The 26,043-nt window shown below is 32.7% G+C and carries 25 protein-coding genes; 8 read left to right on the top strand and 17 right to left on the bottom strand.

The features are described 5' to 3' along the window. Positions 1 to 244 precede the first annotated feature (244 nt). From ACWGOQ_RS15035 to ACWGOQ_RS15025, 3 genes are all read left to right on the top strand, one after another. Positions 245 to 685 carry a M57 family metalloprotease gene (locus ACWGOQ_RS15035; protein ID WP_452058820.1) on the top strand — a complete coding sequence of 147 codons (441 nt, stop codon included), beginning with the start codon at positions 245 to 247 and terminating at the stop codon, positions 683 to 685. Further along, on the top strand, positions 669 to 1,094 hold the full coding sequence (locus ACWGOQ_RS15030; RefSeq protein WP_452058821.1) for a M57 family metalloprotease: 426 nt from the start codon (positions 669 to 671) through the stop codon (positions 1,092 to 1,094). The genes ACWGOQ_RS15035 and ACWGOQ_RS15030 overlap by 17 nt, the downstream gene beginning before the upstream one ends. Positions 1,095 to 1,613: 519 nt before the next feature. Continuing rightward, the gene (locus tag ACWGOQ_RS15025; RefSeq protein ID WP_452058822.1) at positions 1,614 to 2,480 is read left to right on the top strand and encodes a M57 family metalloprotease; all 867 of its coding nucleotides are present in this window, start codon (positions 1,614 to 1,616) and stop codon (positions 2,478 to 2,480) included. A 175-nt stretch (positions 2,481 to 2,655) separates the two neighbouring features. On the opposite strand, the gene ACWGOQ_RS15020 is transcribed toward ACWGOQ_RS15025, so the two are convergent. From ACWGOQ_RS15020 to ACWGOQ_RS15010, 3 genes are all read right to left on the bottom strand, one after another. Next, positions 2,656 to 5,250, bottom strand: a complete 2,595-nt coding sequence (locus tag ACWGOQ_RS15020) for a TonB-dependent receptor domain-containing protein (RefSeq protein ID WP_452058823.1) — start codon at positions 5,248 to 5,250, stop codon at positions 2,656 to 2,658. After that, positions 5,251 to 6,159: a FecR family protein gene (locus ACWGOQ_RS15015; protein ID WP_452058824.1), complete on the bottom strand. Its 909-nt coding sequence runs from the start codon at positions 6,157 to 6,159 to the stop codon at positions 5,251 to 5,253. Positions 6,160 to 6,235: 76 nt separating this feature from the next. Further along, on the bottom strand, positions 6,236 to 6,745 hold the full coding sequence (locus tag ACWGOQ_RS15010) for an RNA polymerase sigma factor (protein WP_452058825.1): 510 nt from the start codon (positions 6,743 to 6,745) through the stop codon (positions 6,236 to 6,238). Positions 6,746 to 7,051: 306 nt separating this feature from the next. Between ACWGOQ_RS15010 and ACWGOQ_RS15005 the strand changes: the two genes are divergently transcribed. Both ACWGOQ_RS15005 and ACWGOQ_RS15000 read left to right on the top strand, forming a co-directional pair. Continuing rightward, a complete protein-coding gene (locus ACWGOQ_RS15005) occupies positions 7,052 to 10,459 on the top strand; it encodes a T9SS type A sorting domain-containing protein (RefSeq protein WP_452058826.1) in 3,408 nt (1,135 codons plus the stop codon). Positions 10,460 to 11,519: 1,060 nt separating this feature from the next. Continuing rightward, positions 11,520 to 12,026: a hypothetical protein gene (locus tag ACWGOQ_RS15000; RefSeq protein ID WP_452058827.1), complete on the top strand. Its 507-nt coding sequence runs from the start codon at positions 11,520 to 11,522 to the stop codon at positions 12,024 to 12,026. A gap of 224 nt (positions 12,027 to 12,250) precedes the next feature. Here the strand turns inward: ACWGOQ_RS15000 and ACWGOQ_RS14995 are convergent, their stop codons facing one another. The 14 genes from ACWGOQ_RS14995 to ACWGOQ_RS14930 form a co-directional block, all read right to left on the bottom strand. Next, on the bottom strand, positions 12,251 to 13,216 hold the full coding sequence (locus ACWGOQ_RS14995) for an ROK family protein (protein ID WP_452058828.1): 966 nt from the start codon (positions 13,214 to 13,216) through the stop codon (positions 12,251 to 12,253). A gap of 247 nt (positions 13,217 to 13,463) precedes the next feature. Then, positions 13,464 to 13,697, bottom strand: a complete 234-nt coding sequence (locus tag ACWGOQ_RS14990) for a hypothetical protein (protein WP_452058829.1) — start codon at positions 13,695 to 13,697, stop codon at positions 13,464 to 13,466. Positions 13,698 to 13,710: 13 nt separating this feature from the next. Beyond that, a complete protein-coding gene (locus ACWGOQ_RS14985) occupies positions 13,711 to 14,091 on the bottom strand; it encodes a hypothetical protein (protein ID WP_452058830.1) in 381 nt (126 codons plus the stop codon). 115 nt (positions 14,092 to 14,206) lie between these two features. Next, entirely contained in the window at positions 14,207 to 14,806 is a 600-nt protein-coding gene (locus tag ACWGOQ_RS14980; protein ID WP_452058831.1) for an SET domain-containing protein, read from the bottom strand. Position 14,807: 1 nt separating this feature from the next. Next, positions 14,808 to 16,340: a bifunctional GNAT family N-acetyltransferase/carbon-nitrogen hydrolase family protein gene (locus ACWGOQ_RS14975; RefSeq protein WP_452058832.1), complete on the bottom strand. Its 1,533-nt coding sequence runs from the start codon at positions 16,338 to 16,340 to the stop codon at positions 14,808 to 14,810. A gap of 49 nt (positions 16,341 to 16,389) precedes the next feature. Then, entirely contained in the window at positions 16,390 to 16,539 is a 150-nt protein-coding gene (locus ACWGOQ_RS14970; protein WP_452058833.1) for a hypothetical protein, read from the bottom strand. Continuing rightward, the gene (locus ACWGOQ_RS14965; protein ID WP_452058834.1) at positions 16,536 to 16,811 is read right to left on the bottom strand and encodes a hypothetical protein; all 276 of its coding nucleotides are present in this window, start codon (positions 16,809 to 16,811) and stop codon (positions 16,536 to 16,538) included. Before ACWGOQ_RS14965 ends, ACWGOQ_RS14970 begins: the two co-directional genes overlap by 4 nt. Before the next feature lie 18 nt (positions 16,812 to 16,829). Then, a complete protein-coding gene (locus ACWGOQ_RS14960; protein WP_452058835.1) occupies positions 16,830 to 17,141 on the bottom strand; it encodes a hypothetical protein in 312 nt (103 codons plus the stop codon). Between the two features lie 504 nt (positions 17,142 to 17,645). Then, positions 17,646 to 18,626, bottom strand: coding sequence for a succinylglutamate desuccinylase/aspartoacylase family protein (locus tag ACWGOQ_RS14955; RefSeq protein WP_452058836.1), 981 nt, complete (start codon positions 18,624 to 18,626; stop codon positions 17,646 to 17,648). Further along, complete coding sequence (gene rimK / locus ACWGOQ_RS14950) at positions 18,604 to 19,479, bottom strand: 30S ribosomal protein S6--L-glutamate ligase (RefSeq protein ID WP_452058837.1); 876 nt, start codon at positions 19,477 to 19,479, stop codon at positions 18,604 to 18,606. Before rimK ends, ACWGOQ_RS14955 begins: the two co-directional genes overlap by 23 nt. Positions 19,480 to 19,791: 312 nt before the next feature. Further along, a complete protein-coding gene (locus tag ACWGOQ_RS14945) occupies positions 19,792 to 20,745 on the bottom strand; it encodes a hypothetical protein (protein ID WP_452058838.1) in 954 nt (317 codons plus the stop codon). After that, complete coding sequence (locus ACWGOQ_RS14940) at positions 20,745 to 21,809, bottom strand: mandelate racemase/muconate lactonizing enzyme family protein (RefSeq protein ID WP_452058839.1); 1,065 nt, start codon at positions 21,807 to 21,809, stop codon at positions 20,745 to 20,747. Before ACWGOQ_RS14940 ends, ACWGOQ_RS14945 begins: the two co-directional genes overlap by 1 nt. Next, entirely contained in the window at positions 21,806 to 22,897 is a 1,092-nt protein-coding gene (locus ACWGOQ_RS14935; protein ID WP_452058840.1) for an N-acetyltransferase DgcN family protein, read from the bottom strand. Before ACWGOQ_RS14935 ends, ACWGOQ_RS14940 begins: the two co-directional genes overlap by 4 nt. Positions 22,898 to 22,912: 15 nt before the next feature. Beyond that, complete coding sequence (locus ACWGOQ_RS14930; RefSeq protein WP_452058841.1) at positions 22,913 to 23,974, bottom strand: pyridoxal-phosphate dependent enzyme; 1,062 nt, start codon at positions 23,972 to 23,974, stop codon at positions 22,913 to 22,915. Between the two features lie 429 nt (positions 23,975 to 24,403). On the opposite strand from ACWGOQ_RS14930, the gene ACWGOQ_RS14925 reads away from it, so the two are divergent. From ACWGOQ_RS14925 to ACWGOQ_RS14915, 3 genes are all read left to right on the top strand, one after another. Beyond that, a complete protein-coding gene (locus ACWGOQ_RS14925; protein ID WP_452058842.1) occupies positions 24,404 to 24,928 on the top strand; it encodes a mechanosensitive ion channel domain-containing protein in 525 nt (174 codons plus the stop codon). A gap of 667 nt (positions 24,929 to 25,595) precedes the next feature. After that, positions 25,596 to 25,727: a hypothetical protein gene (locus tag ACWGOQ_RS14920; RefSeq protein ID WP_452058843.1), complete on the top strand. Its 132-nt coding sequence runs from the start codon at positions 25,596 to 25,598 to the stop codon at positions 25,725 to 25,727. Next, a complete protein-coding gene (locus tag ACWGOQ_RS14915; RefSeq protein WP_452058844.1) occupies positions 25,708 to 26,022 on the top strand; it encodes a TerB family tellurite resistance protein in 315 nt (104 codons plus the stop codon). The genes ACWGOQ_RS14920 and ACWGOQ_RS14915 overlap by 20 nt, the downstream gene beginning before the upstream one ends. Positions 26,023 to 26,043 lie beyond the last annotated feature (21 nt).

Raw genomic sequence — 26,043 nt, 5'->3', positions numbered from 1 at the left:
GTTTTTTTAGTTATGTCATTTGTCGAAAAAACAAAAATTTATTGATAAATTACCAGTATTTTTTTGATTAAACAACGGATAACATAAGGGATTAACTTTTTTTAATAAAAAATTATGATATCCTTGGTGTGGAAAAAATTGTACGCCTCAAAACTTCCTTATTGATTTTAAGCTAGCACAATTCGGTGGTTTTTTGAATGTACTTTTCCAAAATAATTTATTACAAACTCAACACATTTTTACAATGAAAAGAATGAGGTTCATAGCACTTTGTGCTATCGCAGCAGGTCTCGTTACGTCTTGTCAAAAAGAAGATATTTCTTCAGAGATCGATCAAAACAACAAACAACTTTCTAAAGAAGTGAAATTACGTTTAGAAGCTATAGGAGTAAATCCTAATGGAGCTAAATTTCAAACAAGAACCCTTTTAGATGGATCTGAAGTTACGGGTGTAAGATCTGGAGATTATTTTTCTACAATTGAAAACTTGATGAATACTCCAGCTTTAGGGATTGGAGAGGCAAATACCAAGGAATATAGAACTAATAATCTAGTAACTGGTTCTAACAGGACAGTTGATATCATCGGATATACTGGTAATAATAGTAATGGATTAAATAGCAAAGAACAAACTGGATTGCAATGGGCTGTCAATAATTATAATCGGATTGAATTTATCAGTTAGTTTTAGATTAACTTTTGGTACTGATTATCAATCTAAAGACATGATAGTATATCATGACCCAAATGAAGAGGCTGCTGGAAAACAAGGTGGTGTTGCAGATTTTCCTGATGCACAAGGAAGACCAAATAAGTGGGTGGCAATTTATGGTTTAGGAGGATACTCTAACAACGTAAATGAACACGTAATAACGCACGAGATTGGTCATTCAATCGGATTCCGTCACACAGACTGGTTTAGCCGTCAGAGTTGTGGACAATCGGGAGAGAGTGCTGGATCTGATGGAGCAATCCACATTCCAGGAACGACAACAGGGTACGATTCTACTTCTATCATGTTAGCTTGTTTCAGTACTAGTGCTACTGGAGAGTTCAACGATAATGATGTTACTGCACTAAATTATCTATACTAAAAAAGCTTATATTTCTGATTTTACCCAAGTTTACTACCTTGTAAATTAGCACACGCATTAACTCGTTTTTAGTGAAAAAAGATCTGCAAACTTGTATTAATATATTTTTAACATAGTTTCGTTAAAAATTTATGATTTGTAAGAAAAGTATTATTTTTTTATTGAAAATAAAATTCTCTTAGGTTTTATTTAACATCTATTGTTATACTAATGATTTGTTAATTTTTAGGTAACTATCAGTTTACATTCTTTGTGTATTTGATCGATTTTATTGTGTAACTTGAGGATATGTTTTGTTTAATCTTTGGTTTGATTTATTGAATTTATTCTACGTATTTAGACAGAAGTCAGAGAATTGTTTAAATAATTAACTGATATTTAAAAAAAAATATCATATCTTCAACCCGCTTAAATTTTAAAAAAGGTTCAAAGCTTAACTAAAATTAATTAAAAGCAAAATAGATATCGTAGTAAATCTATTTTGTTTAATAGTAACTACACAAACTCAACTTTTTAAAAATGAAAAAAATCAAAGTATTAGCGCTTTGCGCTATCGCGGCAGGTGTAATCACATCTTGCCAAAAAGACGAAATCAACAATGAAGAACCAGTTTCTTTAGAATTAAGTAAAGATTTACAAAATAGACTATTAGATGCTGGAGTTAATCCATCAAACGCTTCTTTAGAGACTATTACAAATCTTGATGGTGTATCTATGGAATATGTAAAGTCTGGTGATATTGTTTTGCCTCTAGATAAATTAGAACAAAATGAGTATAAGCTTGGTGATTTGGAAGATGGTAACAAACAATACCGAACCAATAATCTTATTAGTAGTGGTAATTCTACTATTGATATATTAGGATACACTGGGTCTTGTTGTGCGCTTACTTCTACAATGCAAACCGGTTTACAGTGGGCTGTTAACAACTATAACAGAATCAGTACAAGACTTAATTTTAGATTAACGTTCGGAACAAACTTTGAAGCCGCTGATATGGTTGTTTATAACAACGGTCAAGGTGGTGCTGGTGGACAAGCAGAATTTCCAAGTGGAGGAAGACCAGGTAAATTTATTCAGATTAATGCCGGAACAGGTTCTTTTGGAGGAAGTAACGTGAATAATGTAAATGAGCACGTTATCGGACACGAAATGGGACACGCTGTTGGTTTTAGACACACAGACTACGCACGTAGAAGATGTGATGGTTCTAACGAAGGGACAGCAGGAAGTATTGGAGCGATCAACGTTCCAGGAACTCCAACTGCGAACCGTTGGGGACAAAATGGTTTAGATTCTGGTTCTCTAATGATTTCTTGTTTCGATGGAAGTGAGGATGGAGAATTTAGTAACTTCGATGTTGTTGCTCTAGAATTCCTATATTAAACTAAATTTATCAAATAGATTATCATAGCTTTGAATCTTTAAAAACCATCTCGATAGAATAAAATCGAGATGGTTTTTTATTTGGATTTATATAATGTGTAAGAGTATTTTAGGTTGTTGAATTCGAAGTCAATTAAATTCGTTTTTACATGTAAATATTTGACTGTAAGTATTTTCAAAAATCTATTCTAAACGAAAGGTTAGGTGTAATACCAGCCGAGAATGTGTTCATTTCTTGTAATAAATAAGTATCATTATCAAATCTAAGACTGTATGTCCTGTTTAAGATATTTTCTCTATTGTATAAATTAAATAACGAAAAACCTATTTTACTTCGCCATGTATTCTTTTTGGATAAATTAAAATTGTAGGAGGCAGAAAAGTCTAAGCGATGATAGGTGCTTAATCTTTGGCTATTAACATCTTCATAATTTATAAACAAGAATTCATCTGTTTCAGTAATGCCACTTGCTGGTGTATAAGGTCTTCCAGTCCTAATAGTCCATCCTAATGAGAATTCGAAATTATTCCATTGGTAGCTATGAATCCAAGATAAATAATGCCGAATATCAAAATTGCCAGGAAAATACCTTCCTTCATTTGCATTTTCAAATTTAAAATATTGATCTGTAAATGAATACCCAACCCAGGTCCTATAATCTTTTATTCTTTTTTTTATTAGTATATCTAAACCAAAAACTTCGCTTTCACCAGTTGCTAAATCTAATACACCATTAAAACCATTGGCAAAAGAAGTAAGTCCTGTGGTGGACTTATAGTATCCTTCAATATCAATATACCAGTTGTCTTTGCTAATGGTAAAACCACCAGAAATTTGATCACTCGAAAGTAAGGATACGAATTCTGAATCCGCTAAGAGCCATATTTGATTATCCAGATTAAAATCATTGGGTAAATAATTTGATACTTGGCTAATTACCTGGTTTCTTCTTTCAGCTGCTATTTTAGCGATGATATCTTCAGATAGATTAATTTCCAGGTTGATTCTGGGTTCCCAATATGTTTTGTCGAGAACAGAGAAATAATTACCTCTGATACCAGCGCTGACTTTAAGCTTTTTATCAAGATTATATTTGTATTCTCCAAATACAGCGTGGGTTATATTGTTATCACTTTCGTTGAAAGAGATGTTTTCGGCAGAATAATCCGCATTGTAATTTACGTCATTGGAAGAAAAATCATAGCCAGATTCAAAACTATGATTACTGTTTATTCTCCAATTTGTTCGAATCGATGTACCAGCATCTCTGATAGTGTTTTGTTCTTCAATATTATTTTCAAAAAACAAAAAATTATCGCTACTGGCTCTTAATTCCCTAAGTCCGTTATAATTAAAATCATAATTAGAAAAATATATATTTGCAGTATGAGAAAAATGATTATTCCATTTTTTGTCCCACCTCATGTTTGCTCCTTGATTAACAAACTTTAGATTATCTCTTTGGTTCTCGTCAACCAGTTCACTAAATCCTTGTATATTTCGGATATTAAGCTTGTATTCCAGTTTATTATTAGTAAAAATAGAACTTATTGTAACTTTTTCATCTTCTGATAACTCTAGAATTGCTTTTACAGTTAAATCGTTAAAAAAAAATACATTTTCATTCTCCACTGTTTCCTGATCTAATTCCTGATTATCCACAAAAAAACGAATACTTTGAAATGCACGTTCAGAATAACTTCGAAAAGTGGAAGTTTCAATAAAGTCGGTAAATGCCCTTCTGCCGGAAATTATAAATCCAAAACTTTCATCTACTGGTATTTCAATATATACGTCTGCATTTGTCATGTTGAACCCTACTCCAAACCCAAAGTCTTTTGGAAGTTCGTTTTTTGATTCGATATCAACTACTCCAGAAATTCTACTTCCGTACCGAGCTTCGGTACTACTTCTAAACAACTTAATGTTTTCTGTAATGTATGGGTTGAAAATAGATAACAAATCAAAAAAATGCCCGGAATTATACATTTTTATACCATCCCATAAAATCAAATTATGATCAGGAGTTCCTCCTCTGATGTGTAAAGCTGAAGCAGTTTCTGATGGGCTTTGAACACCAGGAAGAAATTGCAAGGTTTGCAATACATCGGGTTCTACCAATCTTGGTAAAATACCTAGTTTACTCGGATCGATATTTATGGCGCTGCTAGCTCCTTCTCTGGATATTCCTGATGTTAGATATTCGGTTATTACTATTTCTTCTAGCTGAAAATCATCCTCAGAAAGAAATATTTCAATACAATCTTCGCTTGTTAGATCTTTTGCGATAAATTGGCGGCTTTTATATCCTAAAAACCTTGTAGCAATAGTATCAGTAGGTTTAGACAAAAATAATTGAAAATAACCTTTATCATCCGTTATAGCAGATTTAGATTGATTAATGTTTTCTACAAAAGCATCTATTAATGGTTTTTGAGTAGTCTTATCAAGCAAATATCCACAGATCGAAATTCTTCCTTTTTTAGTCTTTTTTCTTATTATATAATATCGCTCATTAACCTTTTCAAAAAGTATAGAAGTTTGTAACTGTATTGTTTTTAAAGTGTTTTCTAAAGATGTTTTTCTGAAAACAGTAACCTTTTCGCCTTTGATGACTTTAGGATTGAAAGAAAATTTAATGTCAAAAGAATTTTCTAAATCTTTTAAAATTGTGTCCAATTCCGCATTATCATATTCCAGTTTTGTTGTTTTTTGAGCAAAACAACCAATATTGATGAGAATAAAAAAAGAAAAAAAAATTGATTTCATTTATTTTTGAACGAGAACTATGTGATTTTCGTTTCTAAAAGTATATGAAATTTCCATAGGAACAAAGATTGTTTTTAAAGCTAGTTCAATATCGTGATGATTGAAGCTTCCTGTAAAGCGCTGATTCTGATCTATATTTTTCTTTTTAAATGAAATATTAAACTGATTTTCAAGGGAGATTATTACTTGTTTTAATGGGGTATTGTTGAATGTGGTTTCTCCAGATATCCAACTTGGCTCTGTTGTATTAGTCTGCCATTGCTCCGCTTTATTACTAGTAACTCTAAAAGCACTCCCTTTAACAAGGATAGCTTCTTTAGAATCACGACCTACTGCTTTAACGCTACCTTCATGACAAATAACTTCAAAAAAATCATTTTGAGTATTTACATTAAATTGAGTTCCTAATACTTCTGCGATTCCTGATGTGGTTTCAACTATAAAATCGGATCCTTTCTTTACCTTAAAAAAAGCTTCTCCTTTTAAACTTACTATTCTGGTGTCTTTCCAGTCAGATTTTTTAAAAGATAATTCAGATTTAGAATTGAGAACTACTTCGGATCCGTCCAAAAGTTCTACAGTGGTTTGTTCTCCATAACCTGTTGTATATATAGTAGAGCGGTTAAAGAAAAAGAATAAGCCTATAAGTACTAATAATGTAGCGGCAATACCATAGCTCCACTTTGTAAACAAGTATATGGTTTTATTTTGTTTATCAATTTTGTTTTTTATGGATCTAAAGATATTTTCTTTGTCATAGTCAGGAGACTCTAATGAATCTATTTTACTTATAAGAGTTACATATTTGTGATAGTCTTTGGATTGTTCAAACTCTAATTTTTCTTGAGCGTCCAGACCATCATTAAGCCACCGTGCCAAAAATGTTTCATCTGAATATGGATTTTTCATTAGTTGTTTTTTTTCTTTCTGCGTTTATGCCTTCTTAATTATATAACAGGCTTATGCTATATTACCCTAATTATGACTATAAAATATCTCCCAGTTCTTGCCTTAAAGCAAGTAGTGCGAAATGTATTCTTTTCTCTATTGCCTTAACAGAAACGCCTGAGATTTCAGCAATTTCCTTATAAGATTTCTTATCAATTCTGGATAATAAGAATGTTTCGCGCTGTTTTGTAGGGAGCGTATCTAATGCATATTCGAGTTTGACCATAAACTCTTTTTCTTCAACAATGAACTGTGGATCTTGATCGTTTAGATCTGAATGTGGTTTTTGTTGGTATTTGAGAACTACTTTTTTGTGAGCAATATGGTTCAATAAATTATTGTTGGCTACCGTAAACAGATATGATTTGGCTTTGAAAAAAATGACTTTTTTACAATTTTGCCATAGTTTTATGAACGCATCTTGGATGATGTCTTCTGCTAGGTCAATATCTCCACACTTGTAATAGATAATATTACGTAAGGACTCAGAGCAATCATTAAAGATTGCTTCAAAATTTTTGTCTTCACAAACCGATTTCTTTTCCATAGATGCTTCGAAGATATTTATTTTAAGGACATATTAAAACTTAATTTTTTTTAGAGCTTAAAAAAAATGATTCGATATGATATGTAAAGAGTGCGTTTTTTCACCTAATTAAATTAATTTTATCAAAACCATTAAAATACTAAAATTTATAGTGATAGTTATATTTTATTGGGAATCAATGGTTTTTTGATTTATGAAATTAAAAAGAATGGAGTATGTTAGCAGAATTAAAAAAAAACAAAAGGAAAGTAGGGTTTTCTGCTTTTTGATTGTTTAAAATAAAAGTAACTCAACAAAATTTGTAAAATGAAAAAAATTATCCTTTTTATTACAGTATTATCTTTTTGTTTTTTAGGTAATGCACAATTTAATTCTAAAGCTCCTTGGATGAAAGAGCTAAATGCGCAAAAAAAGTCATCCGGTAATGATGAACCTTTAAAATTTCAAGAGATTGTTGATGCATTTAATGAGTATTGGAAAGATAAAGATTATACAAAAAAAGGTTCTGGGTATAAACCATTTAAAAGATGGGAGAATTTTTGGAAAGATTGCTTAAATGACGACGGGACCTTGATGACACCGCAACAAATTTGGGATTCTGGGTTACAAAAAAGAGCTCTACAAAGTAAAATGAGCGATGATAGTAATTGGGTAGCATTGGGACCAGATGATATCATTGATAGATCTTTCTCTAGCGCCAATATAGGTCGTGTAAATGTTGTTATCGTGGATCCTGTAGATCCTAGTAAATATTATGCAGGAACCCCGGCTGGTGGAATATGGAGATCAGAAAATGCAGGATTAAGTTGGGTTCCATTATCTGATGAGCTTCCTCAAATCGGTGTTTCCGCTATTGCTATAGACCCTATGGATACTAATATTATATACATAGGAACAGGTGATGATGATGCTAGTGATACTGTAAGTGTGGGGTTATTGAAATCTATAGATGGAGGCCAAACTTGGAATACAACTGGTTTGAGTTTTACTGTATCCAGCGGGAATAATATTAGCGAAGTCTATTTAGATCCATCGGATAGAAATAAAGTGTTCGTTTCAACAAGTCAAGGTTTTTATAAGTCTACAGACGGCGGTGCTAGTTTTAATCGAACTCTTAGTGCGAATTTAAATGATGCGAAACTAAAACCGGGAGACTCAGATATTATTTATGCCGTTTCTGATTCTAGAGTATATAAATCAATTGATAATGGAGATTCATTTTCTGTGATCACCAATGGTTTACCTTCGTCATCTACACGACTAGCAATCGACGTAACTCCTGCAAATTCTAATTATGTATATGTACTTAGTGCAGGTGCTAATTCTTCATTTCAAGGGTTGTTTAAATCCACGGATAGTGGTGATTCATTTATTAATCCACTTCCTGTTCAAAATGTTTTCGGAGCAGGTCAAGCCTGGTATGATATGGCACTTGCCGTTTCTGATACTAATGAAGAAGAAGTGTATACAGGAGAATTGGATATTTGGAAATCTATTAATGGAGGTCAAAGTTTCGTTCAGGTTAATAATTGGTCGGTAAGAACTGCATCTTATACCCACGCAGATATTCATTTTTTACGTTTCTTTAATGGAGAATTATACTGCGGTAGTGATGGGGGGGTGTTCAAATCTATGAATGGTGGTACAACTTTTTCTGACTTAACAGAGAAAATGCAAATTGGACAATTTTACAAAATAGCTGTTTCTAAATCCAATGGTAAATCTAAAAAAATGGCGGGAGGTTTACAAGATAATGGTAGCTTTGGATTAACTACTTCTGGAGCATGGAATGTTTATGGAGGTGGAGATGGAATGGATGCTGCTATCGACCCTAATAACAATAACAAGTATTACGGTTTTATGCAAAGAGGAGAAAATCTTTGGATTTCGAATAATGGAGGTGTAACTCAAACTGCTAGAGTTGCTCAGCCCACTAATTCTACCGGAAATTGGATTACTCCACTTGTAATGAATAAAGAAAGTGAGTTGTATGCTGCATATGATGCTATTTATAGATTAGATGATACAGTTTTCGCAAAGGTATCACCTAATTTTGCTGGTAGCTCAGACTCACAAAATAGGATAGATCAATTTGAAATAGATCCTTCTGACTCAGATATTATGTTTGCTAGTATCAATGAAACAATCTGGAAGAGTACAGATAGAGGGGTTACTTTTTCTACCATAGAAATTTTTTCCAGAAGCGTTACATCTATAAATGTTCATAGCAGTGATAGTAATATTGTTTATGTTACTACTTCTGGTTCTTCTGGGAAAGTATATAAATCAGTCAATGGAGGACTTGATTTTGCTGATATAACTGGAGATTTACCGGATATTCCAAAACTTGTCATAAAGCACCAAGGATCACATTCTGAAAATCCATTGTTTGTAGGTACTACAACAGGTGTTTATAGAACAGATGATACAACTCCAGGAGTATGGGAAGTGTTTGATAATAACCTTCCTAATGTTCCTGTTAGAGATTTGGAAATTAGCGTTAATGATGCCAATATCACTGCAGCAACCTATGGTAGAGGCGTGTGGCAATCTGAAATTCCGGTACAGTTGGCTCAGGATGATATTCGTTTAGTAGCTATCAATTCGCCGGGCACCGAGATTAATTGTGGATCAGTATCACCTTCATTTACTGTAAAAAATAATGGTGTGAACCCAATTTCTACTATTAATATAGAATATGTGGTAGACGGAAGTTCTAGTACTACCTCCTGGACAGGTAACATAAATTCTAATGAAACTACAATAATTGATTTACCAGAATTAAACTTGGATTTGGGGGAGCATAATATTAGTGTCAATGCTTCCATTGCAAATGATGGTAATGCTGGTAATGATTCAATTGATATAAGTTTTAATACAAATAGCAGCTATGATGGGGCGCAAGGTGTAAATGACTTTGAAAACAGTAGCGATGAACTATTGACGAGTGGAGGAAACCTATGGGAGCGCGGAGTTCCAAACGGATCAATACTTAATACTGCTGCTTCTGGACAGAACGTTTATGCAACAAATTTAGACGGTAATTATATAGATAGTACTACAAGTTATTTGATTTCAAATTGTTATGATATGACTACAGTTGGCGAAGATCCTATTCTTAAGTTTAATATGGCATTTGATATAGAATTGGACTGGGATTATATTAATGTTGAATATTCTACAGACGGTGGAGCTGTTTGGAATGTATTAGGAACAGCTAATGATCCTAACTGGTATAATAGTAATACAGCGGTTAATCCAAGTAATTGCTCTACTTGTCCAGGCGCACAATGGACAGGAACGGATGCAACTATGAAAGAGTATAGTTATGATCTTTCAGCTTTTACAAATGAAACTAACTTTGTTTTTAGGTTTAATTTTGTTTCTGATCAAGCAGTTAATAATGAAGGAGTCGTTATTGATGATGTTTTAATAGAAGGGAATCTATTGAGTATAGGTGAATTTGAGAACAGACCTGGGTTTAGTTTATTTCCAAATCCGTCTAGAGATGTGTTTAACATCGAATGGAAGAACGCTACTAGTGTTTCTTACAGAGTTACTGATATATCAGGAAAACTTATTTCTGCCAAAAATGACTTGAATTCTTCTGAGAACTCTGCACAGATCAATCTATCCAATTATGCTAAGGGGATGTATTTTCTTAGTGTAACTTTAGATGGAGTTGATCAAACTATGAAATTAATTAGAAACTAAATAGATGTAGAATTTACTTCAATCATATATCTAACATAAAAAAACCACGTTATAAAAACGTGGTTTTTTTATATCATATGATACCTACTATGGACGTAATTATTAATTTTTTTGTTATTCCCTCATATCCTCCGGAAAGTTTACAGACTAGTTTCTCTTCATTTGCCTTCGTTAACTTCTTTTCATCTAAATATCGGGAGTTTTTAGTCTAAAACCTATATTCGAAATGCTGTAATCAAAAATGAACTACTTAAACAGACGAGTTTTGATAACAAAAATGCATTTATATGCAACGGTTTACTTGAATTTGTTTACATCAATCAAAAACAATATCTAACTATAGTTGAGCTACAAAGAAACATCATGATAAAAGGGTTCTTATTATTTATCAAATTGATTCTACAAAGCTTATGTGAAAAATTAGATGCATAAAATAATTCAAAAAAAAGTCTAGTAAATGTAGTTATAGTGATCATATAGAAAATAAGGTGGTTAACAATTAAATAATAAGTGACCTACAGAAGTTAATCGTGTCATAACTAAAGAAATTAAAAATCAATTCAAGACGAAAACGGTTGAAATAGATTTTAAGTATTTAACACTAAATTTGATCTCTAATATGAAATAAGCGAACCCAAAGGTTTTGCTAACCATGATGTGATAACTTTTCATGATATGAACGATTAGCATTAAGATATGATAAGGTTATTGGTTAATGACACACTCTTTTAGATAAAAAGAACAGCAATAGACGAATCATCAGATCAATTAGGTGATGATTATTTCTCTTCGCTCGATCGAGCAGAATTGTAATGCAGGGTCTTTCGAATAATCTTGATATATAAAAAAGTGACTTTTAGGATACTAAGGTGTCAAAATAATACAAAATAATAAAAAATTGATTAGTTGATTGATGTTCTGCGATCCTCTTTGGTTGGAAGGATTGTTCGAGGCCAGAATGTAAATTCTGGCTTCTTTCCTAATCAAAAATAACAACCAAATAAAGTGATTTAAAAGAGTCATTGAGTCTAAATAATAAACACAATTAATAAAAGGGGTAATGAAGAGGAAAGCCAAAATATATGCATACAGGTATAAGTTTTTTCTAGTTGGTGTTATGGCCGCTGTAATAGGATATATATATAGTTCGTTGACCAGTTGGGATATATCTTGGTATTTAGCTTTTACAGAAAAGTATCAACTAAATCAAACTTTATGTGTCTGGATTGTAGTTTTTCTTTTTTTTATTACACTGAATTTTATAAGTATTCAAATTAGAAGAAAGGAATCACAAAAAAGGAAAAAATATAAATCAATGCTTTATTCCAGTAATCAAATTATAAAGAGTTTGTTATATCAAATTAAGATTATTAAAATGGAAGCAGATAAAACACCAACTTTTGATCAGCAGGTTATTCGTATGTTTGATAGTAGTGTAGAGGAGGCAAAAGAATTGGTAGTAAAATTAGGGGATATCAATCATATTGATCATATCCGTATAGTTAACCCTATCTCTTCTGTTGAGAAAAAAGAAGATAATAATATATACACACCTGTCCTAAAATAGTTAGAGATAGAAAAGTACGGGAGTTTAATAAATGAAATTGTAAGGTAGTGTCAAAGATACGCGCTGTTGGTTTAACTTATTAAGGTGGTAGTATTAGTATAACTTTGGTAGTTTCAATTACCTCATTTGTGATCTACTAGAATTTTCTCATCAAAACTATTGGTACACACTCGATACCTGCCAACTTTTAATAAAACTTTATGTTTTAATTCATAGCTGGACTATTAAACATCGTTTTTAAAATCTTGCCATATCAATGCTGCGGCTCCCAGGATTGCTGCATTTTTTTCCTTCATACCAGACGGTAAGAGTTTTACTTTTCCTTTGTAGATTTCTAATAAATTTTTTTCCAAGTATTTTCGGGTAGGTTCAAAAATCCACTTCCCACTATTTGCCAAGCCTCCCATTAAAAAAAAGGATTCGGGCTGTGTAAAAGCTGTAAAATTAGCTAGCGCAAAACCTAATATTTTGCCTGTATAGTTAAATGCTTTTATAGCAATAGGGTCACCTTCATCTGCTGCTTTGGTTATATCTTCTCCATGTAAATCGTTATAAGCAACACCCCTAAATCTGCTATCGTCCATATATTTGCAAAGCATATATAAAATAGTTCTTTTTAATCCCGTTGCAGATACATAGGCTTCTAATCCACCTCTAACACCCAACCCTGTTAACCTTCCATCTCCAAGGGTTAAATCAATATGTCCTAGTTCTCCTGCAAAACCGTCGTGTCCATCAATTAATTGACCATTAGAAACGATACCACTACCAAAACCAGTACCCAATGTTATGACAATAAAATCCTTCATTTCCTTGGCATTACCAAATAACATTTCTCCTAAAGCAGCAGCGCTTGCATCGTTCATTATTTTTGCGGTAAGATCAATTTTAGTATTCAATATTTCAAGAAATGGTACAATGCCTTTCCAAACTAGGTTAGGAGCGTGTTCGATTGTTCCTCTTCTGCTAGAAGCATTAGGTGCTCCAACTCCTATGCCTAGTAGAGTTGTAGATTGAGAAAGTTGGTTTTTTAATCCTTCAATTGAAATTATTATTTGTTCTATAAAGTTGTTTATTTCAAAATAATCTTTAGTTCGGAAATCGGTTTGGATAAGACTATTTCCTTTGTTATCCACTAAACCAATTTTGGTTTTCGTACCACCTATATCAATTCCTGCTACAATGTCCATTTTTTTGCTTTTGAAATCAGTATGTAAGATCAGAGATTATTTTTAAAATACAATAAATTTTAACCCGAAAATAAACGGTACTTTTAGTTTTTAAAGTGTTTTATGGCAAGTTACAAAAGGAGTGTTGTTAATGGAGTGTGAGATACCAACAAAACCTCAATTATTGGACTTTTACTTAAATCTAATCTTTCATTGTAAACAAAAAACACCCACAAATTTGCAGGTGTTTACATATAAAAAGAACGTATTATTTGTTATTCGACAAAGAATCTATTTCTTCTTCGGATTCTTCAATTTCATTTTCCTCTTCCAAAATTTCTTCAGGTTCGGTATTTTCTTCTACCGTGTTTTCTTGTTCTGTCTCGGAGCTTACTTTTTCTGTTTCTATCTCTTCAGAAACTACTTTTTTTGTATCTCTGCAAGAAGTCAAAGATACTACTGCCATTACTATAGCAACGATCAAAATTCTATATAATTTCATTTATTAAAAGGTGTTAATTTTTCAGTTTCAAATCTGTAATGGTTCTTATTTCAAATTCTTGTTTATCACCATCTTCATCAGTTTCGATCTCAATTTCTGATGTAAAAGTGATTTCAAATTTTTTACCAATGAAGCTTTTATCTTTTAGGTTGTATAACTTAAGCGCTTCTGGCGTTATTTTAGTAAAGAACATAACATCTTCATCACCATCCTCATTGGTAAAACTGAAATCATAAGAACCGTCTTCAAGTCCATCAAAAATAGCTTCAATACTTTCTGATTCTTGTAAAATATTTGTGGTTGATCCCTCATTTTTTTTACTTTCTTTTGGGGTCGTTGTAAAACCATAAAATAATATGGTCATCATTAAAAATAAAGCTTTTAAGTTTTTCATTCTTTTTAAAATTAGTAATAATAAATATTTAATTTGTTTTAAACTCAGTTAATATGACACAAGTAATTCTTTAAAGTCACTTTTGTTTTTCTTTTTTTCACTTATAACTGTAGTATTATTTTAAAGTTTTATTTTTATTATAATAATTCTTTAGTATCGACTCCATTTCTTTTTCTCCTTTACCAATTTGTTCAGCCAATTGCCATAATTCTTTTTCCAGTAGTCCAATCAAAGGTTGTTTTACATTGGATATGTTCTTGAAAGCCTTTTTTAATTTTTTATCCCAGGCTGCATGATGCTTTATTAAATCATCTGGATATACAATTTTCCTTCGCGTTCCTTCATCAATCGCTCTAAAAGGTTCATCAATATTAAGATAACCATAATCATCTGTTAGCTGTTCATCAGGATATATATCACGTATTGCTAACTCAAAATTGTAAGCCGTGGTTAGGCAATTGGCATGAAAGCTATGATTTATAAACCGTCCATTGTCCCAACACAAAACGAGATTACCTACGTTGTTTTTGTAGGCATAGGTATCTAATATCTTTTTATAAACAGGTTCTAAGGATTCATATTGATCAGGAGTGAACTCACGATCAAATTTATCCAAAACCCAAGTGATAGTTCCTATTGGTATAAACTCTTTGGCAACGACACCATATCCCACCTTGTTACTTATGAACCGTATTTCAGTACTGGGATGTATCATTTTATTGTTTTTTCTTTTTAAGTTCGAATAAATCAGTTCTTCTATCTTTCAAGTTTCTTACCGCTCCTAACTGATTTAATTCTCTGAGTAGGTCGATGTCCACATCTGCGATTAATATCATTTCAGTGTTGGGCGTGGCTTCAGCTTTGATTCCATTTGTTGGAAACGAAAAATCACAAGGTGTAAATACCATCGATTGAGCGAATTGGATATCCATATTATGAACATTAGGTAAGTTTCCTACACTGCCTGCAATAGCCACGTAACATTCATTTTCGATAGCTCTGGCTTGTGCACAATGGCGCACCCTGGAATATCCATTTTGAGTATCTGTTAGGAAAGGAACGAATAAAATATCCATGCCTTCATCGGCTAAGAGTCGGCTTAATTCAGGAAACTCAGAGTCATAACAGATCAATATTCCAATTTTACCGCAATCTGTATCAAAAGCTTTAAGCTTATTACCACCTTGCATCCCCCAGACTTTTGCCTCGTCTGGAGTTACGTGTAATTTCTCATATCTCTCTATGGTTCCGTCTCTTTTACATAGGTAACCTACATTATAGAGTCGACCATCTTTAATTTCTGGCATACTACCAGAAATGATATTGATATTATATGAAATGGAAAATTCAGAGAATTTATTTACTATCGCATCTGTATGACTCGCCAATTCACGTATAGCATCCGGTTCTGATAGGTGATTGTTCTCTGCCATTAGAGGAGCATTGAAAAATTCTGGAAATAATGCAAAATCAGACCGGTAACCAGCTACAGCATCAATAAAATATTCTGCTTGTTGCAACAACTCATCCAGATCTTTGTATGGGCGCATTTGCCATTGAATAAGCCCTAATCGAATTACTTTCTTTTTTTTGGCGGCTTTTTTGGTAGGTTTTTGGTAATAAATATTATCCCATTCCATCAATACAGCAAACTCATTGGATGCGTCATCACCTTCTAAATAGCCTTTTAAAATCTTAACAGGATGAAAATCATTGGATATCTGGAAATTAAGTACTGGGTCATTAATTTCTTTTCTTTTCACTTTTTCTATATATTCTTTTGGGGTTAGGGTATTAGAAAACTCATGATACCCAGGAATTCTTCCTCCAAAAGCAATACTTCGCAAATTTAATTTTTCACAAAGTTCTTTTCGATAATCGTACAACCTTCTTCCTAATCGTAACCCTCTAAAGTTGGGCTTGATGAATACATCGATTCCGTAAAGTACATCTCCCTCCTGTGTATGGGTATTGAAACTATAATCTCCCGTGATATCTTTATAAGTATGACTGTTGTCAAATTGATCATAATCCAGAATTAAAGAAAGGGCACATCCTGCGATCTGATCATTTACTTTAATTACAATCTGCCCTTCTGGAAATTTATTTATCAGACTTTCTATTTGATGTTCTTTCCAGTAGGCATTTGGCATCGTAGAATACGCCTGAATCATCGCTTCTTTGAGTTCTTGATAATCGTTTAAGTCTAAAAATTTTAATTCAATATTTTCTATGTTCTTAATTTTCATTCTATTAGTAACTTTTTATTGTTTTGTGGTTTTTTTGATATTAGTTTCTCTAATCATTATTATTTTCAAAAACTTCTTCTGGATTCTTGAAGCTTTTAAGCTCTACCATATATCCATCAGGATCTTTAACAAAAAAAGAAAGATGTTCTCCAATTTTATTTTCTAAGAAGGTAACTTCTGTGGTAACCTCAAGATTCATAGAGAATAATCTAGAATATACTTTTCCTCAGGTATCCACTTTACAATTACTCCAAAATGAAATGAAGGTACTACCTGTCCACTGAGGCTATAGTTTTTGAAATCAAAATTAAACTTGCCGGCTTCAGTAAAAGTGAGCTGGTTGCCGTATAAGTTAATATCTATCCAAGTATCTGTACTTCTTCCTTGTTTAGCCCCTACTATGTATAGATAAAAGTCTCTAGTCTTTTCTATGTTTTCACAAGGAAGAGCCAGATGAAATTGTGCTTTCATAGTACGACGTATTTAAAATTAATCTTCGACAAGTTTTAAATCGGTAATAATGTAGATTTCAAATTCTTCATCAGATTCATCAACATCGGTTTCTGTTTTATAGGTTATAACAAATGCTTCTCCTTTATAATTGTCTTCTAACAGGTCATATTTTATAGCAGGTTCATCCTCAATCCCTCTAAATTCATATTTCTTCCCTTTGTAGTCTGTAAAATAGAATATTCCATCCTCACTATATTCATAAGTAGCCTTAATAACTATAGGGTTTTGTTCTGTTTTAGTACCTATAAATGAATATAAAGTGACTAAAAGAATTAAGCTTGATTTCATAGGTGTCTCATTTTATGGTTTTTAAAAATGTACAAATAAGCTGATACAATTATTTATTACTGTTGTCAATTATGTTATTAATCATCAGAATTCTCGGGCAATTCAATAATGTTTTTCTTACCATTGATGTCTCATCCTCATCATTTTCTAAATAAGAACAAGTCGTTTATTGATGTTTACTCGACAACATGGCTCTTATTTGTTTTTACAACGTATTAAACAATCTTGTTTTGTGCGTTTTTGAGGGATAAAATGCTTTCATCCTTCAGATTAAATCTAGTAGTTATTCTAAATTAATGCACGATTTCACTATTAGACCCAAAACCTGTCATGGAGTCACTTATCTGTAAGAAATAATTTCAAAAAATTACATCTCACTGTTTGATGGTGTAATACAGGTAATAGGATTACTTCTCTTTTTTTTTTCAAAACTATGATATCTGGGGATATGTTTTGATTTCAAAAATCACTCTAGAAAAGAATTATTATTTTTAATCTAAAACATTATAGTTGTTTGGACAGATGGATTAAGGCATCTCCTTGATTGACGATTGATGCTTGATTAGAACATATTACGTACCCCGAGTTTGGCGCTTTAATTGGCTTTTCGAAATCTCCAAATGGATCAGAAATATTTCCAATAATTTCGCCTTTTTCTATAAAAGCTCCTGTCTTAATATAGGGGTGGTACATTCCAGAGTATTTAGCACGAACCCAGAAAGAATCTTCAATGACTATTGGTTTAATTTCTGTTGTCTTCTTGTAGTTTTCTATTTCCTTCGTAAAATCCCTAATTTCAAGGTGATGCATCACTCTTAACACACCAGATATTCCTGCATCAGTAATTTCACTATCTAAGGATAATGATTTTCCTCCTTCAAAGAGTAGCACTTTTTTGCCCAGTTTTATACAAGATTCTCTAAACGATTTTTCTCTGTTTTTTGATTTAAGAATAAAAGGTGCCCCAAAAACTTCAGCTAGTTCTTGGGTTTCTTCGTTGTCATTAATTCTGACTTGTGGAACATTAAATCTTTCTCCGCCACCAGTATGATAATCGATACAATAATCAACATATGGGACTATCTCTGTCATCAGGTGATAAGCAAATCGACTTGCTAATGATCCTCTTTTACTACCTGGAAATACCCGATTTAGATCACGACCATCAGGGAACTCTCTTTTTTGATTTAGAAATCCAAAAATATTTACAACCGGTATACAGATTACAGTTCCTCTGGTGGGTTTATTGTATTTTTTAGATATAATTTGCCTAACAATTTCCACACCATTAAGTTCATCTCCGTGAATACCGCCCGTTATAAGTAAACAAGGACCATCTATTTTGGCTCTTTGGATAATTATCGGTACTTCAATCTTAGTTCTTGTGTGTAATTTAGCAATGTCGAGGTTTAACTGCAATCCTTTTCCCTTGGAAACGGCTCTACCTAATATTTCAATATCACTATTCAACATTTCTTTCGACATATCTAATCATATGGTTTGCAATATCTTTACCAGTAGCAGCTTCAATACCTTCTAATCCTGGAGAAGAATTTACTTCTAAAATTAAAGGTCCTCGTTCTGATTGTAACATATCTACACCGGCAATACCCAGTCCCATAGCTCTTGCTGCTTTAAGTGCAGCATTTTCTTCTTCTTCTGAAAGTTCTATAATATTAGCGCTACCACCTCGATGAAGATTAGACCTGAATTCACCTTCTTTTCCTTGTCTTTTCATAGCGCCGACAACAACACCGTCTACAATAAAAACCCGTAAATCTGCTCCTTTCGCTTCTTTTATAAACTCTTGTACGATTACACGAGCCTGTAATCCATTAAAAGCTTCCAGTATCGATTCAGCAGAATTTTGATTATCAGCTAATACTACTCCTAAGCCCTGTGTACCTTCTAACAATTTAATCACAAGTGGTGCTCCGCCTACACGTTCTACAATTTGGCTAACATCTTTGGAATAGTTACTAAACACTGTCTTAGGTAACCCCAGACCAGCACGCGATAAAATTTGTAAACTTCTAAGTTTATCACGAGATCTTACCAGAGCCTGAGATTCTGTTGCAGTAAAAACTTTCATCATCTCGAATTGCCGAACTACTGCAGTACCATAAAAGGTAACTGAAGCACCAATTCTGGGAATTACGCCGTCTACTTCTTTAATTTCCTTTCCTTTATAAATAATAGATGGTTTTTTTTTCTCTATAACAAGATTACACTTGGTATGATCAATGACAATCATTTCGTGACCTTTTTTTTGGCCAGCTTCTACAAGTCGCTTTGTTGAATATAAATTTGGGTTTTGAGATAGAATTACTATTTTCATTACTAAAGTTTTATTTTGATTTAAAAAAGGAATATAGCCATTTTATCAGTTTCCTTTTTTGAATAAACAATAAAAGATAAATTATTTTAGGTTTTAGATACTACAATGGTGAAAAAGTTACCTAAAATAGGTTGCGGTATTAGTTTTGTATTGATTTATTTTTTACTTTTTTCAGAAGAATTGTATCTAAAACTAGCCTAAAGGTATTGAATCATTCATATATCTGTTGTTTATTCCTGTACTAAACAAATCCCTGATGAAAAAAGGGGAGGCTTAAAAAAAGTAATATAATAAAATATCTGGTTTTAATTTTTATGATTTGAATAATTGGATGGCAAAAGCAATAAGTATACTAACAATCAGACCAATATTTACTTTTGCCAAATCTCTAAATATTATTCTATACGTTTGATGAAGTTTTTCCTTTTGTAACAGATAACTGATTGCGATTTCTCGACCCGCAAGAATACCTATAAAAGTCCAAGTGGTGCTCATCGGGATCGAACTTATGGTTCCCAAAATATATAATAATATTGCGTAACATAAATCAATAATCGTAGCAGAACGTATATTTTTCACATTGGATTTTTGATTTACTATTTGTTGTATTTTTCCTCCTCGGCTCTTAAAAATATATATCATAATAAGTAAGATGATTCCTAAAGAAGTGATCAATTCAAAAAACTGAAGTTTTCTTGGAAGTAAGACAAAAATATTTGCAAAGTCTTGTATTAGCCATTGTGACCATAAAAACCCTGTAGAGAGCCATTGTGCCGGTAGCCAGTATTTTTTTTGCTTTTTGATGTTCATAAGCCGTAAAGAAGCCTTGGATTCAAAAAGTTTAGAAATTATAAGGTATACAAAAATTGCCGTAATAAAAGCAAGAGCATATCCTAATACGGATTTAAGGATCATTTTTTCTATGATCTGACTTGTTGAAAATACACTAAGAATCATAAATGTTGTACTTACGGGTATACCAAATCGTGTCATAATCAAAAGAGATATTGGAGCCAATAAGTACCACCACTGGATGTGGTCTGGAAGCGGTATTTTAGCTAATCTTCCGTAAGAAACATCTCCATTATGTAAGTACCAACCATAGAGCAAAGTCGTCGCCAAAATACCAGCTGCATATAACCATAATACAAACCAGTGTTTTTTATTATTAGAAACTAAAAATGTTCCTAGAGTTTGGATGACATCATTGGCAATTACGGCATAAGCGGTAATAATAAAACCCAGATAAATAATCACTAAGTCCATTACTGCCTATTGATGTTTCCTAATCCGGATTCATCTGTGGGATATAAAATCCCTTTTTGAAGGATAAATAATTTCTTGAATGGATCATTTTTGATATCTAGGTGGCCGTCCAGATCTGCATATTTAATATTGGGTCTGGACAAGGCAAAATGCAATCCCGCAGCTATCCCCAGGCGACATTCGTCAATACATCCTACCATCGCATCTATGTTAGCAGATTTGGCTACAGAATTTATGTGTGCTCCTTCTATAATACCTCCAACTTTCATCAATTTAATATTTACCATATCCACAAACTTATTCTGAGCAAGTCTAAAAACATCTTGTAAGTTTTTTATACCTTCATCTGCCATTATAGGAACGTCGACTTGTTCGACAATAACTCCAAGCTTTTTACCGGATCCTACTTTAGTGGGTTGCTCAAAAATCTCAATGCCCACATCTTTTGTAGCCGTATAAAAGGCCAAAGCATCTTCTACAGAATACCCTTGATTACCATCGAAGCGTAATTTAATATTTGGAAATTTTTCATGCAAACGCACCATTTTTTCAATGTCAGTTTCTAAAGAAAGCCCTCCTTTAATTTTAAGTATAAAGAAGCCTTGCTCTATTAAATCTGAAGCAATTTTTAACGTTTCCTCTACAGGTAAAATCCCTATAGTGATACTGGTAGGGATCTTATTTCGATATCCTCCTAAAAACTGATACAATGGTACCTCCATTTTTTTTGAGACAATATCTAATAAAGCCATATCTACCATTGCCAAAGTAGATGACTTAATTTTGAGAAGTAATTTGAGCCCTTCTAAAGTTTCTAAAAGCATACAGGGATTTCTACCCATTAAAAAAGGAATGATTAATGTTTTGATGGTATTTTCAACCTCACTGGCAGTTTCTCTTGTAACCACAGGATCTGGAGCTGCGCACCCGTATCCAACAATTTTTTTGTCTGTTTCAATCTTGAGAATAAAATTGGTTGTCTTGTCTATAGTTTCATATGCAATGGTATAAGGAGTTGCTAGTGACAATTCTAACCGCTCATATGTTACCCTAGTTATTTTCATTCTACCTGATGTCGTTTTTTAATTTCCGTTTTTAAAAGTGTAACCAACTGATTTGAACCATTTGCTAATACATCAAATGCAGGTAAACCAGTTTCTATAGAAATTTTCTCACACGCAGGCTGGATTTCTTCTGTTGTCATTCCTTCGTGATTAATAGTAACAGCAATAACCTTTTTACCTGAGATCATTTGAATAGCACTAATTTGTTTTTTTAATTGATGTAGTTTATACCCAGGAAAACCGTCATAATCTTTTCGATTAGGGGCATGCTGTAAAATTATAAAGTCCGGACGTCCTGCCGCTAAAATTTCGAAACCGCCTGGATACGCGGGGTTCATCAAGCTACCTTGCCCCTCAATAACAATAACATCTGGTTTTTCTTTCTTGTATGCACTAACCACCGCGTGCTCTATCTCACCAGAAACAAAATCATTGATACAGCTATCCATAATCATACTGTATTTAGCGCCTTGCATCCAAGCGGTTTGTCCTGTTCCTATCATTTCTGCTTTTAATCCGGCTTTTTGAAAACCTTGTACAAGTAGCCATGCTGTTGTACGTTTCCCTACTGCAGAATCTGTACCAAGTATCGCTAGTTTTAGGCAGTCTACATTTTCTATTTCTCCTGTAAAAAAATGCAATTTATCTCGAGAAGGAGTCTTTCTAATATCACGGATTCTACAATTATTTTTTTCAGCAAGATTCGTTAAAACGGTATCATTTGACAGAAAATCATGTAAACCGCTATCTAGGTTCCAACCCATTTCCAATGCCTTCTTTAAGGTTTCTTTTGCTTGTTCAGGCAATCTGCCCCCATCTGGTGCGAGTCCAATAACTAGCGTTCTGGGTAACATCCCCATATCATTTAATTCTCTTATTGCTGATCCAATATTTTTAAAGATTGGTATGCCATTTTTTTTACCGTCTAATACTTTTCCTGCATCCTGACCAGCATATGTGCTGTCTATCACTCCAACTATTCTGTATCTATTGGTAAAACGTACCAGACCATGTGCTGTTTTTCCATTTGGAGTATTGAAGGCTCCCTCAGAGTATACGAGAGCTTTTCCATCTATAGTGTTTTTCATCTACTAATTTTTTTGTTAATGTTTTGCAGTTAGTATAGCTACAAAACGGTCTGATTCTAAATCTAGTTTTTCATCGAGTTCCAAAAGACCAATAAGTCCTGCTGTGGAGGCAGGTAAAATACGAAGACCTTCTTTTTTTAATAAAAATGAACTCATTTCCTTCATTTTTTTATCACTAATGTTGAATGCATCTCCACCTGATCTTCTGATCGCTACCAAAGCTTCTTCACCATCAAAGCTATGCCAGTTGATTAATGGTTCATTGTATTTGGTTTCTTTTATAACTCTAGGGCTAAGATCTTTACAATACTCTAATCCTTGGGTAAAAGACTGTATAACAGGATTCTTTCGAGTTGATGATGCAGCGATCATTTTAGGGATTCTAGATATTTTTCCTCTTTTATGTAATATTACAAACCCACGATAAATACCGGCAAACAGCGTACCATTAGAGACAGGTGCAGCACAATATTTTGGGGCATCACCTAATTCTTCTACTATTTCATTTGCAATTTGAGCATAGGCGTTTATCTGTAAAGACGTGTTAGCTCCTCCAGGATTGGCATCGTACCAATCATACTGAATTGCATATTCACTGCTAGATTTTACAACCTCCTCATAATTTCCGTCTAATCGAATAATTTCTGCACAGAGACTTTCCATTTCTTTAATACGTTCCGTATGATAAGATTCCGGAATAAAGACTTTACAGTTCAATCCTGCCAGATGTGTAGCTAAAGCTATCGCAACCCCATAATTACCACAAGTAGCTACTGATACTGTTTCGTATTCTCTACGCAGCGCATCATAAACTTGAGCAAAGGCAATACGATCTTTTTGGGTTCCTGTTGGGTTGTCTCCCTCGTACTTTATAAACAATTGTCTTATATCAAACTCTCTTTCTAAGGTTTTTGCACGTGTAAGACCTGTATCACCGACCTCTAGGTTGATAATGTCTTCAAAACGCTCTAGTCTGTCTACAAGAGAATTATTTTTGTCTTTTACAAACTCACTTAATTTTTGAGTTTCTGAAGAAACCTTAATATCGGCTGTTTTTACTCCATCCTTAAGATTCATGTTACTAATTTAATCAAACTTTTATTCCTTTTGATTATAGTATAAGACACCAATAAGAAATTAAGTCACATTTTAATTTCAAATACCTGTTTTATTTTTTATAGTAGATTTGTTTAATGTTTGCCTGATCAATTCATTATGCTCATAAGGATACCATATCAGAAGAATACTTAGAAAGAATTTTTTTTAGTAAATAGATTGAACCTATGGATTGTTATTATTTTTTTACGTAATGCTAAAATCTATATTCTTTTGTTTATGCAGGAAGAGTTCTTTATTGAAATATAACAATTGGGTAATAAAGTTTCAACTTAAATTTAGAAACCACCAAATAAAAAAACATACTTTTTTAGTACGGCACAATTTCTATTTTCTTTCACATATTATTTGATTAAATCCAATAGATTTGCAAAAAAATAAGAGGAACATATGAGTTTTCATAAACAAGAGTTAATAGTTACTCTAGTATTATTTGGTATTATGCTTTTAGTTATTTTGGTTACTAAAAGTGCTATCAGAAAATTTGGACTAGCAAGGTCTATTGAAGTAAACAGAAGAAAAATAATCTTCTATTTAAGTTATTTGGTCATTTATATTTTAACAGGTTCGGCTCTAGCTTTGATTTGGGGGGTTGATATTAAACAATTCACCGTTTTTATTTCGTCTGTACTGGCAGTTTTGGGAGTTGGTTTTTTTGCGCAATGGTCTATATTATCTAATCTTACGGCAAGTGTAATTTTATTTTTTAGTCACCCTGTAAGAATTGGTGATAGGATTCGAATTATTGATAAAGATTTTGACTGGACAGGCGAGGTAAAAGATATAACAGGTTTTTATCTTTTTATGAAAACCGATGACGGTAAAAATATTACTATACCTACCTCGCTAATTATGCAAAAAGGCATAGAAATATTGGATAAACTCCCGATAGAGGAAGAAGAAAACTACGATTAACTATTCTTAATTGGTTTCTGCTAAAGCATATAGAATTCATAGAAGTTAGAGTATAGTTGTACTGTATCGTTCTCCCTGAATCTCTATTTATAGGGGTTATAGGTAAATGTATATAATCAGTTTGAAAATTTAGAATTGCCTTTAAAAGTGTTTAATTTAATAAACGGTTTTAAAAAAACATCTAGTGTTAAGCCCTTAGCTTCATCTTTATTTTTAGAAAAACTGTAATATTTCTTATATACCCTTTTACTTTACCGATCATAAAGTGTATTAAATAGCAGCGTATTTTGGCTACTAATTATTAATTGCTTAAAATTTTCGAATACCGTAAACCCGGATTATGCATTGGAACTTCGTAATGAAGCTTTGAGACCAGATAAATAGTGGCTTTTACTTGATTTTAGCATAGCACGGCTACAGTGAAATTAAAAAAAGAAGCAAGACATCAGTATTTGAAGTGGCTCACAGATGTAATAGATTTTCTAATGCATAATGCGGGTTAAAATTACTCTAGACTTTTGGTTGATAAATATAGACAATATGGTCTGAAGAAAGTTCGAGGTGTTTTTTGATGTAAGAGTGTTTTGTTAATCGATAGAGTTACTTAAAAATGTGACCTTTTTAGCAGTCAGTGTGTCTAAAAGAATATAATTTAAGGAACAATCATATGTCAATTTCAGAACTGTATCAATCGGGCATCCAAAAAAATAATATTATCCATTTTGCTGCCATAGTAAATATAGCCTCTATCGATGGAGAGCTTCATCAGGAAGAAAAAGATGCTACTGAAGTTTGCTAATGAACTAAGTATTCGTGAAGATCAAATAACGGAAATTATTAAAAACCCTGCCAGGTACCCAATGATCTCGGTTAGTTCAAAAGAAGAGCGTTTACAACATTTGTTTAACCTTTTTAGAATGATATTTGCAGATCATCAAATTGACGAACAAGAAAGTAATTTGATTTACAAATATGTAATTGGACTAGGCTGTTCAGAAAAAAAAGCAAAGGATGTGATCAAAAAATCAGTTAAAATTTTTAGTGGCAATATAGAATTTGAAGAGTATGAATATTTGGTCAATAAAAATGGATAAGTATATCCGAAGTCAAAATTT

It is taken from the genome of Aquimarina ulvae (assembly GCF_053613295.3).
The sequence above is the reverse complement of the archived record's forward strand: the minus strand, read 5'-3'. Positions and strand labels throughout refer to the sequence as shown.

Excerpts from the sequence above, each read along its gene's own strand:
- ACWGOQ_RS14960 (WP_452058835.1), bottom strand. The coding sequence starts at position 17,141 with ATGAAATCAAGCTTAATTCTTTTAGTCACTTTATATTCATTTATAGGT.
- ACWGOQ_RS15005 (WP_452058826.1), top strand. The coding sequence starts at position 7,052 with ATGAAAAAAATTATCCTTTTTATTACAGTATTATCTTTTTGTTTTTTA.
- ACWGOQ_RS14990 (WP_452058829.1), bottom strand. The coding sequence starts at position 13,697 with ATGAAATTATATAGAATTTTGATCGTTGCTATAGTAATGGCAGTAGTA.
- ACWGOQ_RS14940 (WP_452058839.1), bottom strand. The coding sequence starts at position 21,809 with ATGAAAATAACTAGGGTAACATATGAGCGGTTAGAATTGTCACTAGCA.
- ACWGOQ_RS14970 (WP_452058833.1), bottom strand. The coding sequence starts at position 16,539 with ATGAATCTTGAGGTTACCACAGAAGTTACCTTCTTAGAAAATAAAATT.
- ACWGOQ_RS15015 (WP_452058824.1), bottom strand. The coding sequence starts at position 6,159 with ATGAAAAATCCATATTCAGATGAAACATTTTTGGCACGGTGGCTTAAT.
- ACWGOQ_RS15020 (WP_452058823.1), bottom strand. The coding sequence starts at position 5,250 with ATGAAATCAATTTTTTTTTCTTTTTTTATTCTCATCAATATTGGTTGT.
- rimK (WP_452058837.1), bottom strand. The coding sequence starts at position 19,479 with ATGAAAATAGTAATTCTATCTCAAAACCCAAATTTATATTCAACAAAG.
- ACWGOQ_RS15035 (WP_452058820.1), top strand. The coding sequence starts at position 245 with ATGAAAAGAATGAGGTTCATAGCACTTTGTGCTATCGCAGCAGGTCTC.
- ACWGOQ_RS14945 (WP_452058838.1), bottom strand. The coding sequence starts at position 20,745 with ATGGACTTAGTGATTATTTATCTGGGTTTTATTATTACCGCTTATGCC.
- ACWGOQ_RS14985 (WP_452058830.1), bottom strand. The coding sequence starts at position 14,091 with ATGAAAAACTTAAAAGCTTTATTTTTAATGATGACCATATTATTTTAT.
- ACWGOQ_RS14925 (WP_452058842.1), top strand. The coding sequence starts at position 24,404 with ATGAGTTTTCATAAACAAGAGTTAATAGTTACTCTAGTATTATTTGGT.
- ACWGOQ_RS15000 (WP_452058827.1), top strand. The coding sequence starts at position 11,520 with ATGAAGAGGAAAGCCAAAATATATGCATACAGGTATAAGTTTTTTCTA.
- ACWGOQ_RS15010 (WP_452058825.1), bottom strand. The coding sequence starts at position 6,745 with ATGGAAAAGAAATCGGTTTGTGAAGACAAAAATTTTGAAGCAATCTTT.
- ACWGOQ_RS15025 (WP_452058822.1), top strand. The coding sequence starts at position 1,614 with ATGAAAAAAATCAAAGTATTAGCGCTTTGCGCTATCGCGGCAGGTGTA.
- ACWGOQ_RS14955 (WP_452058836.1), bottom strand. The coding sequence starts at position 18,626 with ATGTCGAAAGAAATGTTGAATAGTGATATTGAAATATTAGGTAGAGCC.
- ACWGOQ_RS14915 (WP_452058844.1), top strand. The coding sequence starts at position 25,708 with ATGCTACTGAAGTTTGCTAATGAACTAAGTATTCGTGAAGATCAAATA.
- ACWGOQ_RS14930 (WP_452058841.1), bottom strand. The coding sequence starts at position 23,974 with ATGAATCTTAAGGATGGAGTAAAAACAGCCGATATTAAGGTTTCTTCA.
- ACWGOQ_RS14995 (WP_452058828.1), bottom strand. The coding sequence starts at position 13,216 with ATGGACATTGTAGCAGGAATTGATATAGGTGGTACGAAAACCAAAATT.
- ACWGOQ_RS14965 (WP_452058834.1), bottom strand. The coding sequence starts at position 16,811 with ATGAAAGCACAATTTCATCTGGCTCTTCCTTGTGAAAACATAGAAAAG.
- ACWGOQ_RS14975 (WP_452058832.1), bottom strand. The coding sequence starts at position 16,340 with ATGAAAATTAAGAACATAGAAAATATTGAATTAAAATTTTTAGACTTA.
- ACWGOQ_RS14980 (WP_452058831.1), bottom strand. The coding sequence starts at position 14,806 with ATGATACATCCCAGTACTGAAATACGGTTCATAAGTAACAAGGTGGGA.
- ACWGOQ_RS14920 (WP_452058843.1), top strand. The coding sequence starts at position 25,596 with ATGTCAATTTCAGAACTGTATCAATCGGGCATCCAAAAAAATAATATT.
- ACWGOQ_RS14935 (WP_452058840.1), bottom strand. The coding sequence starts at position 22,897 with ATGAAAAACACTATAGATGGAAAAGCTCTCGTATACTCTGAGGGAGCC.